General features: G+C 30.6%; 15 protein-coding genes. 4 read left to right on the top strand and 11 right to left on the bottom strand.

Going from position 1 to position 16631, the window contains the following annotated elements; all coding sequences use genetic code 11:
- Nucleotides 1-656 precede the first annotated feature (656 nt).
- A complete protein-coding gene (locus ABD816_RS16060; protein WP_344929116.1) occupies nt 657-1688 on the top strand; it encodes a bestrophin family protein in 1032 nt (343 codons plus the stop codon).
- A 210-nt stretch (nt 1689-1898) separates the two neighbouring features.
- Here the strand turns inward: ABD816_RS16060 and ABD816_RS16065 are convergent, their stop codons facing one another.
- The 9 genes from ABD816_RS16065 to ABD816_RS16105 form a co-directional block, all read right to left on the bottom strand.
- Complete coding sequence (locus tag ABD816_RS16065) at nt 1899-2873, bottom strand: hypothetical protein (protein WP_344929117.1); 975 nt, start codon at nt 2871-2873, stop codon at nt 1899-1901.
- A gap of 144 nt (nt 2874-3017) precedes the next feature.
- Nucleotides 3018-4460, bottom strand: a complete 1443-nt coding sequence (locus ABD816_RS16070) for a hypothetical protein (protein ID WP_344929119.1) — start codon at nt 4458-4460, stop codon at nt 3018-3020.
- Nucleotides 4461-4526: 66 nt separating this feature from the next.
- Nucleotides 4527-5966 (bottom strand): type IV secretory system conjugative DNA transfer family protein, encoded by a 1440-nt coding sequence (locus ABD816_RS16075; protein ID WP_344929122.1) that lies wholly within the window; start codon nt 5964-5966, stop codon nt 4527-4529.
- Complete coding sequence (gene mobB, locus ABD816_RS16080) at nt 5963-6991, bottom strand: MobB family relaxase (protein ID WP_344929124.1); 1029 nt, start codon at nt 6989-6991, stop codon at nt 5963-5965. Before mobB ends, ABD816_RS16075 begins: the two co-directional genes overlap by 4 nt.
- A 10-nt stretch (nt 6992-7001) precedes the next feature.
- The gene (locus ABD816_RS16085; RefSeq protein WP_344929126.1) at nt 7002-7400 is read right to left on the bottom strand and encodes a BfmA/BtgA family mobilization protein; all 399 of its coding nucleotides are present in this window, start codon (nt 7398-7400) and stop codon (nt 7002-7004) included.
- Between the two features lie 155 nt (nt 7401-7555).
- Entirely contained in the window at nt 7556-7792 is a 237-nt protein-coding gene (locus ABD816_RS16090; RefSeq protein WP_344929128.1) for a hypothetical protein, read from the bottom strand.
- 50 nt (nt 7793-7842) lie between these two features.
- Nucleotides 7843-8040 carry a hypothetical protein gene (locus ABD816_RS16095; RefSeq protein WP_344929130.1) on the bottom strand — a complete coding sequence of 66 codons (198 nt, stop codon included), beginning with the start codon at nt 8038-8040 and terminating at the stop codon, nt 7843-7845.
- A 3-nt stretch (nt 8041-8043) separates the two neighbouring features.
- Nucleotides 8044-8493 carry a JAB domain-containing protein gene (locus tag ABD816_RS16100; RefSeq protein WP_344929131.1) on the bottom strand — a complete coding sequence of 150 codons (450 nt, stop codon included), beginning with the start codon at nt 8491-8493 and terminating at the stop codon, nt 8044-8046.
- Between the two features lie 73 nt (nt 8494-8566).
- The gene (locus ABD816_RS16105) at nt 8567-8902 is read right to left on the bottom strand and encodes a single-stranded DNA-binding protein (RefSeq protein ID WP_344929132.1); all 336 of its coding nucleotides are present in this window, start codon (nt 8900-8902) and stop codon (nt 8567-8569) included.
- A 947-nt stretch (nt 8903-9849) separates the two neighbouring features.
- Here ABD816_RS16105 and ABD816_RS16110 point away from each other — a divergent pair.
- The gene (locus ABD816_RS16110; RefSeq protein WP_344929134.1) at nt 9850-10233 is read left to right on the top strand and encodes a hypothetical protein; all 384 of its coding nucleotides are present in this window, start codon (nt 9850-9852) and stop codon (nt 10231-10233) included.
- Nucleotides 10234-10592: 359 nt separating this feature from the next.
- Here ABD816_RS16110 and ABD816_RS16115 read toward each other — a convergent pair whose 3' ends face one another.
- Together ABD816_RS16115 and ABD816_RS16120 are read right to left on the bottom strand one after the other, a co-directional pair.
- Nucleotides 10593-11123 (bottom strand): DUF421 domain-containing protein, encoded by a 531-nt coding sequence (locus ABD816_RS16115; RefSeq protein ID WP_344929135.1) that lies wholly within the window; start codon nt 11121-11123, stop codon nt 10593-10595.
- Between the two features lie 267 nt (nt 11124-11390).
- Entirely contained in the window at nt 11391-12677 is a 1287-nt protein-coding gene (locus ABD816_RS16120; protein WP_344929136.1) for an MFS transporter, read from the bottom strand.
- 369 nt (nt 12678-13046) lie between these two features.
- Here ABD816_RS16120 and ABD816_RS16125 point away from each other — a divergent pair, with 369 nt between their 5' ends.
- Nucleotides 13047-13478, top strand: a complete 432-nt coding sequence (locus ABD816_RS16125; protein WP_344929137.1) for a PepSY-like domain-containing protein — start codon at nt 13047-13049, stop codon at nt 13476-13478.
- A gap of 243 nt (nt 13479-13721) precedes the next feature.
- The gene (locus ABD816_RS16130) at nt 13722-16631 is read left to right on the top strand and encodes a PEP/pyruvate-binding domain-containing protein (protein ID WP_344929138.1); all 2910 of its coding nucleotides are present in this window, start codon (nt 13722-13724) and stop codon (nt 16629-16631) included.

The following is a 16631-nucleotide window of genomic DNA, read 5'->3' on the forward strand; positions in this document are numbered from 1 at the left end:
AGGTGGTAAAAGACTTAACTGATCTTGATCGTAAGTCTTGAAGATTACTTTGCGACTCATAATCTAAATTTACAAATAACCGAAATTTTATACAAAAAAAAGACTGCCTTTTTAGACAGCCTCTTTTCTTTTTACACAGTTTTTTGGATACTACCTTTTACAATGACCTAACTAATACACACCTTTAGCAACATCATAATTAAGTTTAGCTACAAAGTAATTATAAACAGCATTTATGTAGTTAGTTTGCGCATTGATAACTGTTTTTTCTTTTTCAAGAAGTTCACTGTATAGTAGTGTTCTTATATTAAATTCTTCTTTAGCAGATAAGAATATTTGTTTGCTTAAATTATAGGTTTCCTTTGTTGTTTTTATCTATTCCTATCAAATTTTTCATAATTGCTTTTTGTTTTGTGAGCCTTATAATTTTAAAGTATAGTATTCTTTAATGCTAATAGAATGGGATTACATTGTCTAAATAATTCTTCAAATCTATATTTTGTTAATTTGTTATAATTGTATAAAATGGTCATTGTATCTGATGAATTTTTACTCCTCATTTTTCTATTTATCATATTTTACTATTCTATAAATACTTATTTATAAATTAGCAGCTGTTACAAAAAAGTAAGACCAAAACAAACAAGTTTTAAAATATGTACATAAAAAAGAATTTTGGAATTAAGTCAATACTAGTTTTTAGTGGTGGGCATTTAATATGGTTAACTCTTTGGGTTACTTTGGTTGTTAGTGTAGTAAAATTTACTGGTTGGGAATGGTTATCGATTCCTTGGCTACCCTTATCACTTATTGGTACAGCTGTAGCTTTTTATGTAGGTTTTAAGAATAACAGCGCATATGACCGACTATGGGAAGCGCGTAAAATATGGGGAGCTATAGTTAACTCTAGCCGTAGTTGGGGTTCAAATATTAGAGGGTATGTAAGTAATCAATTTACAAATTCAGACGATGCTACTCTAAAGGCTGTACAAGAAAGACTTATTTATAGGCACATTGCTTGGTTGTATACCCTACGTAGTCAGTTACTTGTTTCTACTCCTTGGGAGCATATTAGACAAGGAAAAATAATGGAAAAACATATTAAAGGGCAAATCAAAAAATTTGGGGTTGGTCTTTATAGTGATGCGATTACAGAGAAAGAATTAAGAGAATTGTTACCAGAAAATGAACTAGAACGCCTTATTAATTCTAAAAATACAGCTACCCAAATTATAGACCAGCAGTCGCAAGACCTTAAAGAAGCAAGAAGTAATAACTTGATTGACGATTTTCGTCATATGGAGCTACAGAAAATCCTTAACGATTTTTATACATTTCAAGGTCAGTGTGAGCGTATTAAAAAATTCCCTTTACCCCGTCAATATGGTAGTATGAGTTTCGTTTTTATTGCTATTTTCATCTTTTTACTTCCATTCGGAATGGCATCAGAATTTAATAGTTTTGGTGAATATGGTATTTGGTTATCTATACCCTTTACAATTCTAGTTGCTTGGGTTTTTCTAATGATGGAGCTTGTAGGTGACTATTCTGAAAATCCATTTGAAGGATTAGGTAATGATATACCTATGTTATCGCTCTGTAGAACTATAGAAATAGATTTACGAGAAATGTTAGGAGAAACTAATTTACCTCTTACAATTGAAGCTAAGAATGGTGTATTAATGTAATGTATAGTGAATAAGTATCAGAGGAATTATATGAAGTAAAAAGTGTGAACCCTACTTTGCAATTCAAGATAGGCTTCTTAATAAAAATTATTTATAAAGAACTGTTTTTTTAGTTATATAAGCGTATTATTTACTTAGTTTTATGAGTGTCTTGAAATTAAAAACTAAGGATTTTATACTCTTTTATATTTTTTTATGATTCATAGAATATTAAACAAAATTATCTTGCATGAAACCTCCAAGCCTAACAGCTCTTCTAACATGGATAGGCATCATAAAAACTTTATTATTGTTATTATGTGCCTTACAAATTGGGATAATATAAACATCGTCAGACCCAACTTCTACTTTGCTGGCTTTATCACCTAAGATTACGTGTCCACCAACTAAGTGTTTACCGTTATCAGAACCATTTGTACAATTAAAGCCATTATATTCAAAAGAGGCGCAAATTTTTGACTTCGCTTTAAATGAATTTCTCCATAATTCTAACCAAGATTGACCTTTAATATCTGGGTCGTGTGTACTTCCTATAACATTCGCAAATTTTTGATTAGAAGGAAAATATACTATGTCTTTGAAGTAGGACTCAATATGAAAAATTTTCTTTGTTACATCGTATACTTTATTGAAATTAAACGGTTCAATGGTTTTTTCATTTACATCATAAACTAGAGAAAGATTTTGATAGTCTTCCAAGTTCATTTTTGGGAAAGGGGATTTAACAAAAACTGTAACTCCTTTTTTATTTGACTCGTCTATTATAGCATTTTTAATATTTATTCTCTCTTTATCTATAATTGATTCCAAACCCATAAATAAAGTAGACTTGTACGTTATATCATTTAATTTTTTTGTTGAATTCAAGCTTTCTTCCTTCTTAAAAGTGGTTATTTGAGGATATCCAGGGTGTCCAATTCTAAAATTGATTGAATCTGGAGTGTTTAGTTCACTTGACACTATTGTTAGCTTAGAATTGATTTCATCAAAATCATAATTGAAACTAAATGTTGCAAATAACTTTTTAGTTTCGCCCTCAATGTTTTTAGCTACTCCACATTCAATGGGCTCTGAAGTTATTTTATTATTACCGTTCTTTAATTCTATTGAAATTTGATGTTTTGGTTTCTCAAGACTGATTAATTCACTATCGTAGTAAAGTTTTAAAGGAATTGATATATTCATATTTCTGAAATTTTAAGTTTTTTTAATTCTAAGAAATTTATTGATGTTTGCGACAGTATTTGTGTAGTATAGATGTGTTATTTCTTTTGCTTTATGAATGCTGCATAATTATAATTTGTTCAAATCAAATTCTGAAGTCATAAATTATTTTTTAGTCTTCTTCTTTTCATAAATATTGAATGGAATCCCCAATCTTATCCTTCCAGTAAAATCACCCGTTACTTTTGTATTATAAATTGCATTATTCCATCCTAAATCTATACCAAAAGTCAGAGATGTTTTATTATCCTTTACTTTTCTGAATATTGGTCCAAATAGAGTGGTAAAGTTATTTTTATAAAATACTTCACTAGGTTTATCTATCAGATAATTATGTGCTATTGCAACATTAAATCCAAAATTTTTCTTTTTGGTAAAAAATAAAGCACCATAGGCATTAAATGAACCTGTTTGTAAATTGTCTTTGATATCTGAAAACTTACCCAATCCCTTTTCATCTTCATCCTCTATCGTAAACTCACCAGAGTCATTCTGAACTATTTTTGGTGTCCCGTTAATGAGAGGGTTTTCTAAGAAAGAACCAGATGAAAATGATGTTCCTAATTGATAATACCAGACTAAATTATTTACATTTTTAGTATGATTGAAGCTTAACGAAAGTGTAGTTTTCAATCGATTTAAATCTTCGGACAAGTCAAATTCATTTTCAAAATCATTAACAATATCCATTTCGATATTGTCTTCTGTAAACTTATAGGTTCCGTTTCCTAAACTTAGATTTATATCTACCCATTTCAAACTATAACCATAAGTAATATCATTTTGTTTATCAAACTCGTAAAGTTTATTTTTGATGTACGATTCCATCTCTGATTTTGTTCCAAATTCAGCCACTTTTAGATACTTCCTAATAAGTTCTTTTTCTTCATGAATAGCTTTGTATAAAGCTTCATAATTTTTGTTTTCTATAAATTTTTTAAAATGGGGTTTATTTTTCAAGATGTTAGTATACTTTTCTTTAAGCCCCGTTTCTCTGTTTAACACATCTTCTTTGAAATCTTTCAATGAATCCAAAACATCTTTAGTATACCATTTTTTTTCATAAATAGGTTTACTGGCACTTATTTTTCTCCTTTCATTTAATAGTTGTTTAGATTCTGGACTAATAGAATAAGAAGTGCTTGATTTCAAAACCTTAAAAACATATCCAATATTAAAGGATACATTATTATTCCATGAATCATTTGAGTAAAATTCAAAAACACTCTTGCTACCTGTTGCTGAAGCCCCAATACGTAAGTATTTAGTAGATTTAAGCTTAATATTGGTATTAATAGAAACATTGGTTTTCTCTTCATTTTGAGAATATCCAAATGCAGATGTGTTGGATACTAAGTCAGAATTAGAAAATATTACGTTGCTAAATGCAGTAGACATATTTTCATCAAACAACTTTGATTGGATAACACTATTATTAGCTTTGTACTTTTTTAATTCATTATTAAGTATACTGTCATATTCAACTTGACATACTACACTTGATGTGGATAGTAACATCAGTATTATTTTAAGGTATTTTCTATTCATAAAAATTACATTTTTATTATAAATATAAGAAAATTAAATAGTTACATAATATTAACTTAAAGTAGTTTATTTAAAAATTAGCCTAACATCTTTATAAATCTGTTCAAAATTTTCTTGTAAATCTTCTTTAGAACAAATGTTTTTTGGTGCTGGTAATCGCTTTTCAATTTGAGAAAGTTTAAACTGTACTTTTTTATCCTTACCATCAGCAAATGTTATAAATTCACCTTGTTTTAGTCTGAAAAAAATATCTGCTCTACGTTTAGAAACTTCCTTTTCTCCTCTGGTAATACGACTCTCCAAACTCAATCCACTGCTTTTACTAATGCTCTTTGTAGGTTGTTTTATAAGCTCAAAAAAACGTTCGTAATATTTTGCTGTATCAGGGTCATTTACCTTTCCAAAAAACTGATAGGATAAGTTGCTCAAAATAGCTTTACTTGCCTTATCTCCATACATCATATCATTCTGTATTTTATCCTGCATAACGTAAACAGTTGCTATATTATAACTACGTAATGTAGCAGGAATACGATGCATATTTAATAATCGAATGGTTGGAGCCTCTTCCATCATTAAAAAAGAAGGCTTAGCATTTCTAACACTCATTTGTTTAGTAATAGTATGTATAACGGTTGCGATTATAGGAGAATAAGCAGATTCATATTTAGGATTATTTACTACTGAAATGACACCTGGATTTTCTTGACTATTAATATCCAATGGTGCTTCATCTGCTGATAATGTCATAAAAATGCGTTGTGTACTTATTTTTTTGAAAGCATTAGCTAAGGTGCTTTTTACTCCTGCTGTTTGCCTGTCTGAATCTTTACCACTTATAAATGCATCTGCCATGGCTCTAGCAATTGTATTACTTTCTAAAAATGCAATTAAACTTTCTGTATCTAATATTTGATAGATAGCTATTAAGTGAGGAAGAGTACAGTAATTAGGATATGAGGTTTTCAGTTTCCAAATAAGACCACTAATCAATCCTTCAGCTGCATCAGTGAAAAATTTTGAAGTTCCAGAACTACCAGATTCTTTGTGTTCTAATAAATTTTCAACTAACACTCTAGAAACTTCATTAACACTTTCCTCATTTTGTATATAGCGAGGTGCAATAGGGTTTGCCCGATGAAAAATTGTATCGAACGAAACAATATAAAACGGAATTTTATGCCCTTCAAATAGCGGAAATGCCATTTCCGTAAGTTCAAAATGTTTGTAATCATGAATAACTCCGCAAAACGAGTACTTACTAAAATGTTGTAAAAAATTATAGACTACACTTTCCGTTTTTCCACTGCCTGCAGAACCTATTACAGATGCTCCTCTCTTAATATTATCGATTTGAAATTTGCCCGATTTAATCTTGAATTTGACCAGATATTTTTCATCTGATTTTGTGCTTTGGTCATTATGTAAGAATACATAAAAGACAGTAATGAGCAACAGTACTGGAACTATAGCATAAAGGATGGTATGTGCTAACGACCAACTCATATACCAATAGAACTTGATTTAATCGCTATATCTACTCCCTTTTTAAGTCGTTTTATTGCTCTTATAGCTAATTGAACCTTACTAGTTGGAATGTTCATCATCGGTACTCCTGATTTGCCTAAAATTTTGAAAGCTGCTGCTTTTTCATTTGCAGGTAAGCCCATTAATACAGAAAAATAGAGTTTTGGGTTTTTAATAAAATCCTTCTTGGCTTTATAGGATTCAGCATAATTTCTTTTATAGCCAAATTGTTTATCAAAAGTTTTTTCAGCGTTTGTAAAAAATCTATCTCTATCAAAACCACGTTTTACGTTCTTACCATTCATAATAACATCCGAAGCTTTGTATTTACTTCCAGGAGATAAACTCACAGAATTAGAAGCATCTTTACGACTTACAATGATATGAATATGGCTCTGGTTTCCTTCCTTTTGCATACCTTGTACTATGCGTTTTCCATTTTGTTGATGGGGTGCTTCTTTTTCTAATCGACTTATTTTCTGATTCAGGTTTTTGATGTTTCCTTTTAGTTCACCGTTTTCAATTTTTCGAATATCTTGTTTTAACTGAAGTATTTTTGTAGCATAAGGTTGGTTTTCCTTCACCTGAATATCCGTTCCTTTAAAGGTGCGTTGATGTTCTATTTTGGCAAAATATTTTATGTTATCAATAGTTATGGGTTTGCCATTGATTTCTCTATTGAAAGACTGAACATAATCTTTCATTAATTCTCGGGTGTAAACTTTCAAATCTTTGCTGTTATTTTGTAATTGCTTCAACTCGTATTTACTTGGGCTTACTGTAATGGAATAAAATTTTGGTTCTGTCTTTTTAAGTTTTCCTCCATTTCCATCAATTTCTCTAACCACTTCTTTAGCATTTATTTTATCCCCATATTGATTAAAAAAATGCTCCATTTCCTCTTGTTCCAAACCTTGATTTTCTTTCTCTAGATAACCCACATAATCACCTACACTCTGAGAATATGAGCCTCCTAATTTTTGTGGTGTAATGGTTATATACATGCCCTTAATTTTATAATTCGTTATTCCTGTTTTGTTTTTCTTGAAAGCGAATTTTTCCTTCTTCCTTTAAATTTTTCTTCTCGACCAATAGGGGTTTATTTTTGGGTTCTATTTCTTGAAAAAGCGATTGCATCATGGCTACTGTTGGTCTGGTTTGGCTCTTTTCCATATCTCTTAAAATAGCGATAACGGCACTCACTCGTTTTTTAATTAAGTTTTCAAGGGTGTGAATTGTTGGACCAATAGACTCATTTGGGGAAAGGTTATTGGCTTCAAAAAAATCGAGCATCATTAATAATGTCATAGAATTAGACGCCTGCATTTTCTTGCTAAAACTTCTAAATTTTTTAGCAACGGAGTGTTTAAAACTAATCGTGGTAAACTGCTCTTTTTCGTATCCGCTATCCATTTTTACTCTAAAAATTCCTTGATTTTATTGGGCTGATTTCGTTTTTACTCTAAAAACCAGCTTCAATTATTATTAATCGTATGATTTAATTTTTTAAATAACTGTTTTTCAGTTATTTAAAAAACAAGAGCCTTACTGAAACATCGCAACGCGTGTTACCCTCTTGCTTTTCCATTTCGTTCGCCAAAAGCGAACAAAATTCCAAACAACCTGACTAAAAAGTCGGTTGCTTTTATCTTCATACTGAGCTTTATAAATGTATCTAATTGAGATGCCATTTTGAAACGTAGAATGTTATCAAATACCTTGTTTTCACTATAGTTTCTATGATTCCAAAATAAATTAGGAACTTGAACGTCAAGTTTTGAAATAGTCACCCAAATTTTAGGCATAAAAAAAGACCTCTGAAAGTTCAAAGGTCTTAGTTGGTTAATTCTAAAAATTAAATATTAAAAACATACTTATAATTGTAGAGATTTTTTACAGCTTCTTCATATAGAATAGTATCGTATTCAATATGATTTTCTTTCGCATAAGTTTTCAAATCTTCTCCACTTTTACTTTCAACATCTTCTTTAGAAATATTTAATAATCGCTGTTGGGTTTCATTATCGAGGTTGTTATAATTCAAATAGACCATGGCTTAAAGAATTGAATTATCTGCAAAACTGTAGTAGTCTCCATTCGGTGTGATAATCAAATGGTCTAGAATTTTTATATCAAAAAGTATAGCTGCACTTTTTATTTTTTCGGTAATCTTTTTATCGGCTTCACTAGGAAATAATTTTCCTGATGGATGATTATGAGTTAATATAATTCCTACTGATAATGTTTTTAGTACTACTGCAAATAATATCCTTAAATCAATCATGGTTCCAGTTATCCCACCTTTTGAAAGTTCATAAATCCCTTTTACTTTATTACTATTATTTAAAAGTATAACTTTAAAGGATTCTTGTACCTCAATGGTGTTTTTGTTCCAATGCTCATATATTAATTCACTAGCATCTTGTGATGAATTTATCTTTTTCCAAAAAGGTGATGTTATACGCTCTTTGTAACTAATCTGTATTTCGTTAACTTTGTTCTTCATTGTTCTTTTCTTTAGAGATTAATAATGAAAAAGAGGGCAGAACTTTCCACAGAGATGCCCTCTTTATTTTTGTTTACTTACTGCCTAAAAGCAGGATTTCATTTGCTTCAACTTCCGTAACATAGCGTTGATTGCCTTCTTCGGTTTCATAGCTTCTTGTTTTTAGTTTTCCAGCAATTCCAACCTCTTTGCCTTTTACTACATACTTTTCAATGATTTCAGCAACTTTGCCCCAAGCAACTACCGTGTGCCAATTGGTATCTGTTTGTTTTTCGCCTTTGCTGTCTTTGTAATTCTCATTGGTAGCTAAAGAAAAGCGAGCCACTTTTTTACCACTTTCAAGGTTTGTAATGGTTGGTTCTTGTCCAACATTTCCAATTAACTGTACATGATTTTTTAGAGTACTCATAATTATATATTTAAAGATTAATATTCATTTTTTTAAAGTGATTTACTTATTATATCCAGAGTGTTTTCCTTTTTTTGATTTTTAGTACCACTTTCTTTTTGGATATTTTGAGATGATTTCATAGTTCGATATTTTGATTTACTTCCCATAGAGCCTTCGTTGTTACCTTTTTTTGATGCCCTGTGTGATTCAATATTCAGATTTGATAAGACGTATAAAAAAGAGCGAGGCACGAGCCTGGTTTATGCCGTAGTTCAAAACTGAATGTTGTTGTTTTGCTGACAAAAAAAGGTGATGATGAGAGCTTGGTAAGTGAATTAAAAAACTAGGTGAAGTTCAAAATGGAAGGAAGTGAGGCTAAGTATTAATGGAATTTCGATTTGAAGGACTTGATTCACAATTTTGGCTCAAGAATGAAGTGTTACTTTCTAGCATAGCGGGAAGGGTTAACGGAATGGAAAGCAAAAATTGGGAATTGTGTTCAAGACCTGTGTAAGGAAGCTCTTTGCCTATAATGAAGAGTAACGAAATGAAAGGGAATGTGCTGTGAGTAGATTAAAAACTAAATTGTAATTTAAGCTCATAACCTATAAATTTATATTATCATGAACACTTTAAGTTTAAAAGCAGAAAAAATTCACAATGAATTTTCAAATAAAAACTTCATTTTTAAAGAATTAAAATGGTACAATAATCCCACATATATACACCATACTATTCTTGTATTGATATCCATTCCAATGTTGTTATTCTTGAACATTACTAAAATCCAGTATGTGTTTTTGATATGGGGTAGTATCATAACTGTTGTTCAATTTACCCTATTTGGTTACATAAACGAATTGATATGTAAAAAGCTAAAAATGAAATCAGAGCGGAAAGGTTTTTTAAGAATATTCCCTTCACATAAATATGAAAAAAAAATAAGTAAACTATTTTATAAAAAAATGGTTTTAGAAGGACATCTTTTTGGAAATAAGAAGGATATAGGTTTGTTAGAAATCATTGAGGAAGAGGCAAAGAATAATCAATTGGTTCCAATTACTAAATATGGATTAAAAAGTCTCTTTAAACAGTCATTCCCAATTATTACACTTCTATTTGGGATTTATACCACATTAATTTTGAGTAATTCCAAAGACTTTATATTAGATTCTAAATTGGTTCTTGTTTATAGTTTATTACTTTTCCTTTTTATTTTCTTACTATTATATAGCGATTATTTAATCTTGGATATTTTGAATGCAAAATATCGTAAGCAGAAAATATTTTTGAAAAGAATTACACATTTAAAAACTACTTTAAAATTAAAATATAAAATTAGTAAGTAAAAATATTTATTGAAGAATAACAAAAATGGAGGTAATCATTTAGACTACCATTACTAGTCCAAATTACCCTAAACAGCAACAAATTTTAGAGTTTTAGTTAAACTAATGTTAAAAAGGGGCTAATTCGGAGTCACTAAATTTTTAGACCTCTTAGAAGCCCTTTAAAAACTGATAAAGTAAGAATTCTGGATAGTTCCTCATTCTCCGCAAAGTTTTTGAATCGCCTTATTGATGGGCATTTTGAGAGCTTTAAAAAAAGGTATACAAATCGTACACAAAATACAATTAGTAGGTTAATATGGAATCAAGTCCGAAAATTGTGGAATTTATTATGTAGGCAACATTATAATCTAACTTTATTATTCATTTTCCAAGTCTACACCTAGTAATATTTTATCCATCAGCTGCGTGTCATCAGAACTATGCAATACAGATATATCTCCGGTTGACTCTAATACAACTGCTAACACCTCATCAAAATGTAACACATTTGCTTCTCTCAATTTAGCAATTAGATCGTGTTCTCCTATATTACACTTTGATAAATTATCGTATAAAATCTCACCATTTCTCATTAGAAGTTGTGGCTTGTTTGTGAATAGTGATTGAAGAAATTTTGATTTGCGTATGGCAAATGAAAACAATGCCTGAAATAAAATAATACCCCCTAGTGCAACTGCCCCTTTTACAATAGATTGTCCACTATTCATAATTACTGCTGCAATTATTGAGCCTATGGCAATAGTAGAGGAAAAATCAAAACTAGACATCTTAGCAAAGGTTCTAAGTCCTGAAATTCTGGTTATAATTATTACTATACTAAAAATTAAAATTATTGAAATAAATACTTTTAAAATAGTTTGTGCATTGGCATATATCCAGGTTTCCATAAAAACATTTTTGTGAAAGATAATTTTATAAAAACAACCTATTTAACTGTAATGGTTTTAAAAAGTTCTTTATTGAATTTTGTTTAATCAAAAATTGATGTATGATAAAATTAATTGCTTTAAAACCTGGAAAAAACATAAATACTAATAATTATTTATAAGATAAAAGTATTTAATAAACTTTTCTTAAAGCTCATAAAATTTATATTATTATCCTCAAGCGATTTTTATATAAAGTGATATCATATCAATAAAATTAAATAGCATTTAACTATTTTGCAGATTGGATTGATGATTGATTCTATGAATAAGCATCAGAACTGTAATAATAAAGAAAACAAAGCCACCAATTAAAAATACAAAGGTTGCGATACTTTCAAAAAGAAAGCCGCCAGTTATAAGACCCAGCATGCTTGCAATACTGCCCATAGAAGTCCCATATCCCTGTATTGTCCCTTGTGAAGCTCTTGAACCTGTTGATGATAATATTGATAGAAAACTAGGCCACATAATACCGTTTCCTACAGAAAGTAATGTATTAGCTACATACAGCAAGACACTATTTTCTCTACTTAGCAATAAAAAACTTACACCTAAAAGAAATGATCCCGCAAGAACTAGCGTATAATTAGAAACTTTTTTTGATAACCTTGATAATACTGGTCCTTGCACAACAACCATAATAAGACTGGAATATGCTAAGAAAAGACCTAACTCCGTTGCAGACCATTTTAAAAGTGTATTGGCATAAATTGGAAGACCTGCATAAAAGAGACTAAACGAAAAAAACGTTAAAAAATATATAGTATATAGCAAAGGTATACCAGATATTTTGAGAATAGATTTCCATCCTATCTTTGATCTGCTATTCGAATTCAGTTCGCCCTCTGCAAAACAATCTTTGTGTTCAACTTGAAAAAACCTACGAAAGTTTTTAAAAGATATACCTTCTGTATTCACAACACAAGGTACACTCTCCTTTAGCCTATAACTGATAACAAAAATAGCGATCAATGATATAATAGCAGCTAAAATAAGCGGTAGAATTTCGCCAAAAATAGTACTAGCTAAAATACCTGCTACCGCTGGCCCTAAAACGAATCCGAGACTTGTGGAAGCTCCCATCTTTCCAAAATTACCATTTCTGTCCTTATCGGTTGAGATATCAGACATATATGCATTAGCGACTGATATGTTTCCCCCCGTAAAACCGTCACATATTCTCGCTACAAAAATGATCAGCAGCGGTAAGGTCATTACATAATTACCCGTCGCTTCAATAGATTGGGACCATAATACTGTTTTAGGGAGCATAAACGCCAAAAGAAATAGCATCCAAGCCAGAAATGTACCTGCTTGCGAAATAATTAATACTTTTTTTCTTCCCAATCTGTCCGATAAACGCCCGAGAATAGGTGCACCAATAAATTGAAAAAAGGGATACATAGCTCCTAATATCCCATAAATAAAACCATTACCCCCAAAATCGGTAACAATAAATATCAATATGGGTACCACAATACTATATCCTAAAATCCCAATGAAATTAACCATTAAAATCGGGAATATTTTAGATGTAAAAAATGAAGTCAGCGATTTTATAATCATCTTATAAATATAATGGTTAATTAATTATACCTATCAATCTCATATAAATTTCATTTTTTTATTGACAAGAGTTCTAACATTCTAATCCATACACTTTTTTACAATTTTATTCTATGAATATTATAATTACACATATGGCGATGTATCCAAACAAAAGAGATAATTATTTACAAAATAATAATAACGTTTCTCACTTATAAAAAGACTTATATTTTAACAATATATGAATACGGTCAAGAATTTTATGAATAAAGTTAGTCAGACATTATATTCTTTAGTAGTTTGGCAACTCTATTTAGTAAATAAAACTTATAAATGAATTACGTATTATCCTCTACCCTGTCAATCTTCTTTTTAACTATTTTTGCCTGTACTTCTTTTGCACAAGAAAAAGCACCCAAATCTGTAAAAAAATCCTTTCAAAGTAAATATCCAGGCGAAAACGATCCGGATTGGCACCAGGATAAAAATGGATATTATGAAGCTAATTTTAAAAAGAAGGGAATTCATTATCGCGCAGATTTTGATAGTTCAGGTCAATGGATAGAGACAGAATCGAGTATTAAAGAAGAGGATCTTCCAGAGGTTATCAGAAAAAAAATTGCAACTGATTTTAAAGAATATAAAATTGTTGAGCTTGAAGAAGTAGATCATTATACTAAAGGAAAGTTTTATGATGTAGAAATCAAAAAAGATGGAAAAAAACAGGACATAGAATTTAATGCTGAAGGTACAATCATAAATTGATACAAAGCACTCTCATACTATTTTCTTAAACCTTTACAAATATTTAAACCCCCACGATACTTAAAATGATTAATACCTTTACTCATGATTGAAATACCACTTTAGCAGGTCTAAATATTTTTTTCGCTAATGAATTTAAAATTATTATGAACACAACAGAAGCTATGAAATCCTATATTTGCCTTAAGACAATGTCTGTTTTATATATATAATATTTATAACAGATTACAAATATCTATATCAATGAATAAAAAACTTTACTTCTTACTTCCTCTCTACTTGATTTTTTTTGTGATGAATGCACAAGAAATTCCAGTTTCTAACATAAAAAAACAAATTGCGGATTATAAAAATGATATTCGTGGTCCTTATTATAGAATCAAATGGTTTTGTAAAAATGGCACCATTAGAGCACCAAAAGATCCATGTCCGGATAGTATAGGCGGAGGTATCCAACATGCCAGTTACAAAGAAGAAGTGATCAAATTAGGTAAAGAACATCATATCTTTTTTGGTGAAATTCTTGCCCACACTAACCCTACTGAATTCTGGGATCAAAAAAATAATCATAGTAGATTGAAACAATATCAAATTGGTAAATATCTTTCTAGTGTTGATAATGGTTGGATATTGCGAAAAGGTCAATATTATCGAGGTGCTGTGCAATCTGAAGATGAGGAAACATGGGGAGTTGATTTCTATAAATGGTTATTAAAGACTGACACTAATCTTGACGCACATTACTTTTTAATTAGACAATCTCTAAGGGATATTCCTCACGATGGTGACAATAATATTGCTCAGGCAATGAGAAGTCAATCAAAAATTATTGCAGATGAGTTCCCTGAATTTATGGATGCCAGAATTAAAATTCATGGCAAACCAGATAAAACAGATATACAATTGGTAACTAATTTCAGGAATAAGTATGAAAATAAATTGTCTCCTGAGCTAAAAAAATCATTTACTAAATTAAATGCAACGCTTGCCAAATTTTATGAGCCAGTTGATGTTGCGACTTTACAAAAAAAATTAAATAGAATAAAAACGGGTGATTCATTAAAAAAGAAAGTAGCGTCTTTTCTAAAATTGTATAAAGATACAGATGCTGTTCAGGTATCAGTACCACAAATTGCTACCATACTTTATGAAATACGTAAAAATATTACAACTGTTACTGATAGTAATGATCGATTATTGACTCTGGATCTTTCTAATGAGTTAGAAAGTATTCTTTTGAAAAAAACACAAGAGTGGAAACCAGATACAGTTAAAGAATTAATGCAAAAAGTTTATACCCTAAGTCATACTGCTGCCGCTACAGGACTAATAGAACTATGGGAATGGGAAGCAGTACATAATGATCTTCAGAAGTATTCAACTAAAGATGAATTATCTATAGCCTCTTTAAATGATTTCCTGTATACCACCAGAAGTATTGTAGAATGGAGTGCTGCAATGGGTAAAGCAAATTATGAAGAAATCGTAGATATCTATACTACGTTTGAACCAAAAGCATATGGCTTTATTGATGATAGAATAAGATCGACAATTGCACTTGATCTGGGTGAAACTGTAAGTACATTAGGATCTTTTATTGCTGTAAAATCATCCATGTCTAATGCTGTTATGAATATTAATAATCAGAGCTCAGTACGCGGACTCAATCCAGGTTATGCATTAGGAACATTAGTCGTGGTAGAAGGTTCTCCTGAAAATGTAGAAGTTGATACAAAGAATATCTATATTTTTCAAAAACCACCATCTGATCTTAAGCCGGTAGCAGGTATTATGACAGTTTCTGAAGGCAATCTGGTATCACACGTACAATTGTTAGCACGTAATCTGGGTATTCCCAATGCAGCATTATCAAATGAAAATTTAAAAGCATTACTTTCTTATGATGGGCAACGAATATTCTATGCTGTTTCAGATAAAGGAAATGTTATTCTTAAACCCGAAAACGAGATGACCCTAATAGAGGTAGCACTCTTTTCTAAGACCGAACGAAACAAAAATAAAATTACAGTACCTGTAGATGAAATAAGATTAGATCAGATAAATATCTTAAATATGGCAAATGTAAATGCCAATGATTCTGGCAAGTTATGTGGGCCAAAAGCGGCTAATCTAGGTCAGTTAAAATCTATGTTTCCTGAACAGGTAGTAGAAGGCTTGGTTATTCCTTTTGGAATTTTCAGGAAACATATGGATCAAAAAATGCCTGATGGTATAAAATCATACTGGGAATTTCTTAATGATATTTTTAAAGAAGCCGATCGTATGAGAGTGGCAAATACCCCAGAAAAAGAAATCGAAGTATATCAACTGGCAAAATTAGATATTCTCAAAGAGGCTATCAAAAAAATGCCATTAGAACAAAGCTTTATTACGGAGTTAGAAAACGAATTTCAGAAGGTTTTTAATGGTGCCATTGGTACAATACCCGTATTTTTAAGAAGTGATACTAATATGGAAGATCTAAAAGAGTTTACTGGTGCTGGACTCAACTTAACCCTTTTCAATATTCTTTCTAAAGATAAAATTATTGAAGGTATTAAAAATGTGTGGGCATCACCATATACAGAGCGAAGCTTTAAATGGCGTCAGCAATATCTATTAAACCCAGAAAATGTGTTTCCTTCTATTCTAATTATTCCAAGTGTTGATGTAGCCTATTCTGGAGTTATGATCACCAAAGGAATCAATGTAGGAAATGAGGAGGATCTTACCGTAGCCTTTAGCCGTGGAGCTGGTGGAGCCGTTGATGGGCAATCTGCAGAAACTCATCTGATCTCTAAGAATACAAGTCGACTCCTTTCTCCTGCCAGACAGTCAGATTACCTTAGATTGCCAGTTACAGGAGGAACCTCTAAACAGATTACAACCTTTGAACAACCGATCCTAAACCCAAAAAATATTCAGAATATTCGTACTCTGGCGCAGACGATTAGAGATACACTACCTGCAAAAACTCAATCAGATTACAAAGGAGCTTATGATGTAGAGTTAGGATTTAAAAATGATACCTTGTGGTTATTCCAAATAAGACCCTTTGTGGAAAACAAAAGAGCAAAAAGCTCTGATTACTTAACATCAATTACTCCAAAAATTGATGATACTCAAAAAATAAAACTTACTTCAAAATTATAG

It is taken from the genome of Aquimarina addita, assembly GCF_039539305.1.
Classification (GTDB): Bacteria; Bacteroidota; Bacteroidia; order Flavobacteriales; family Flavobacteriaceae; genus Aquimarina; species Aquimarina addita.

What these genes read in the sequence shown, in the direction of transcription:
- ABD816_RS16060 (WP_344929116.1), top strand. Translation starts at nt 657, where the DNA reads ATGTACATAAAAAAGAATTTTGGAATTAAGTCAATACTAGTTTTTAGT.
- ABD816_RS16110 (WP_344929134.1), top strand. Translation starts at nt 9,850, where the DNA reads ATGGTTTTAGAAGGACATCTTTTTGGAAATAAGAAGGATATAGGTTTG.
- ABD816_RS16125 (WP_344929137.1), top strand. Translation starts at nt 13,047, where the DNA reads ATGAATTACGTATTATCCTCTACCCTGTCAATCTTCTTTTTAACTATT.
- ABD816_RS16065 (WP_344929117.1), bottom strand. Translation starts at nt 2,873, where the DNA reads ATGAATATATCAATTCCTTTAAAACTTTACTACGATAGTGAATTAATC.
- mobB (WP_344929124.1), bottom strand. Translation starts at nt 6,991, where the DNA reads ATGTATATAACCATTACACCACAAAAATTAGGAGGCTCATATTCTCAG.
- ABD816_RS16115 (WP_344929135.1), bottom strand. Translation starts at nt 11,123, where the DNA reads ATGGAAACCTGGATATATGCCAATGCACAAACTATTTTAAAAGTATTT.
- ABD816_RS16130 (WP_344929138.1), top strand. Translation starts at nt 13,722, where the DNA reads ATGAATAAAAAACTTTACTTCTTACTTCCTCTCTACTTGATTTTTTTT.
- ABD816_RS16085 (WP_344929126.1), bottom strand. Translation starts at nt 7,400, where the DNA reads ATGGATAGCGGATACGAAAAAGAGCAGTTTACCACGATTAGTTTTAAA.
- ABD816_RS16100 (WP_344929131.1), bottom strand. Translation starts at nt 8,493, where the DNA reads ATGAAGAACAAAGTTAACGAAATACAGATTAGTTACAAAGAGCGTATA.
- ABD816_RS16120 (WP_344929136.1), bottom strand. Translation starts at nt 12,677, where the DNA reads ATGGTTAATTTCATTGGGATTTTAGGATATAGTATTGTGGTACCCATA.
- ABD816_RS16105 (WP_344929132.1), bottom strand. Translation starts at nt 8,902, where the DNA reads ATGAGTACTCTAAAAAATCATGTACAGTTAATTGGAAATGTTGGACAA.
- ABD816_RS16095 (WP_344929130.1), bottom strand. Translation starts at nt 8,040, where the DNA reads ATGGTCTATTTGAATTATAACAACCTCGATAATGAAACCCAACAGCGA.
- ABD816_RS16075 (WP_344929122.1), bottom strand. Translation starts at nt 5,966, where the DNA reads ATGAGTTGGTCGTTAGCACATACCATCCTTTATGCTATAGTTCCAGTA.
- ABD816_RS16090 (WP_344929128.1), bottom strand. Translation starts at nt 7,792, where the DNA reads ATGCCTAAAATTTGGGTGACTATTTCAAAACTTGACGTTCAAGTTCCT.
- ABD816_RS16070 (WP_344929119.1), bottom strand. Translation starts at nt 4,460, where the DNA reads ATGAATAGAAAATACCTTAAAATAATACTGATGTTACTATCCACATCA.